The organism is Methylobacterium sp. WL103 (assembly GCF_008039885.1).
GTDB lineage: Bacteria > Pseudomonadota > Alphaproteobacteria > Rhizobiales > Beijerinckiaceae > Methylobacterium > Methylobacterium cerastii.
In genome coordinates this window covers 1-1,690 of record NZ_VRUX01000761.1, presented here as the reverse complement: position 1 = coordinate 1,690, position 1,690 = coordinate 1, and the positions used below count along the sequence as shown (strand labels likewise).

Here is a 1,690-nt window from a genome sequence, read left to right as displayed (position 1 = left end):
GCGGCGGCGATGCTGGGCGGGCGGGCGCTGGCCGAGACCGGCCCCTATCCGGCCCCGCGCAACGACGCCTACGCCCTCGACCGTCCGCTGACCCCTGAAAAGTTCAGCGGCGACTACAACAACTTCTACGAGTTCGGCACCTCGAAGACCGTGCTGCCGGCGGCCGACGCCCTCAAGACCAGCCCGTGGACGATCAAGGTCGACGGCCTCGTCGACAAGCCGTTCGACATCGGGGTCGAGGACCTGATCCGCAAGGTCGGCCTGGAGGAGCGGCTCTACCGCCACCGCTGCGTCGAGGCGTGGTCGATGGCGGTGCCATGGACCGGTTTCCCGCTGGCGAAGCTCGTGGCGCTGGCCAAGCCCACCTCGGGGGCGAAGTACGTCCAGCTGACGACCTTCCTCGACCGCAAGATGGCGCCGGGCCAGCGTACCTTCTATCCGTGGCCCTATGTCGAGGGCCTGACGATGGAGGAGGCGGGCAACGACCTCGCCTTCATCGCCACCGGCATCTACGGCAAGCCGCTGCCGAACCAGTTCGGCGCGCCGATCCGCCTCGCACTGCCGTGGAAGTACGGGTTCAAGTCGATCAAGTCGATCGTGAAGGTCTCGTTCGTGGCCGAGCGGCCCAAGACCTTCTGGGAGGCGCTCGGCCCGTCCGAGTACGGCTTCTGGGCCAACGTCAACCCGGCCGTGCCGCACCCGCGCTGGAGCCAGGCGAGCGAACGCGTGCTCGGCACCGACACCCGCGTCCCGACGCTGATCTACAACGGCTACGGCGAGCAGGTGGCGGGCTTGTACAAGGACCTTCAGGGCGAGCGCCTGTTCGCCTGAGGCAAGTCGGTCGCTGCGCATCCCCTCTCGCCGCACGGATCTCGGGCCTGCCCGAGATCCGATCTTGCCTGCCGAAGTCGGGCAGGCCCGACTTCGGTGGGGGAGAGGGCTTCGCCGACCTCGTCGTCGGCGAAGCGAGGCGGCAGCCGCCGGTGAGGGGGGTTCGACGGAAGAGCCTCGTCCGGCACCTCCCCCTCACCGCCGCTGCGGCTCCGCCTCCGCTTCCCGCAGGCACGGCGAGGTGCCTGCGGGCCTCTCCCCGCCCGCGGGGAGAGGGGGCTCCCCGCAAGGCGGACCGACCGAGCCTGGCGAGCCGGTGCTTCACCCCGCGTCGCGCAGCGCCCGGCGGATGATCTTGCCGGTTGTCGTCATCGGCAGGTGATCGCGGAATTCGATCTCGCGCGGGTATTCGTGGGCCGAGAGCCGGGTGCGGACGAAGGCCTGGATCGCGTCGGCGAGCTCCGGCGAGGGGGCATGGCCCGGGCGCAGGACGACGAAGGCCTTCACGATCTCGGTGCGCAGCGGGTCGGGCTTGCCGATCGCGGCGGCGAGCGCCACCGCCGGATGGGTGCAGAGGCAGTCCTCGATCTCGGCCGGACCGATCCGGTAGGCCGCCGAGGTGATGAGGTCGTCGTCGCGGCCGACGAAGTGGACGTAGCCGTCGGCGTCGCGTCGTGCCTGGTCGCCGGTGAGCATCCAGTCGCCGGTGAACTTGCGCGCGGTCGCCTCCGGCTGGTTCCAGTAGCGCAGGAACATCACCGGGTCGGGGCGGGCGACGGCGATCTCGCCCGGCTCGTCCACGCCGGCCTCGCTGCCGTCGGGTCGCAGGATCGCGACGCGGTGGCCGGGCACCGGCTTA

1 protein-coding gene and 1 pseudogene are annotated in these 1,690 nt (G+C 70.8%); one reads left to right on the top strand and one right to left on the bottom strand.

Going from position 1 to position 1,690, the window contains the following annotated elements; all coding sequences use genetic code 11:
* Positions 1-831 (top strand): protein-methionine-sulfoxide reductase catalytic subunit MsrP (msrP, locus tag FV222_RS25160; protein ID WP_147815921.1); only part of this gene is annotated, 831 nt, incomplete at its 5' end.
* Between the two features lie 321 nt (positions 832-1,152).
* Here msrP and FV222_RS25155 read toward each other — a convergent pair.
* Positions 1,153-1,690: pseudogene (locus FV222_RS25155) on the bottom strand (AMP-binding protein); the annotation flags it as partial.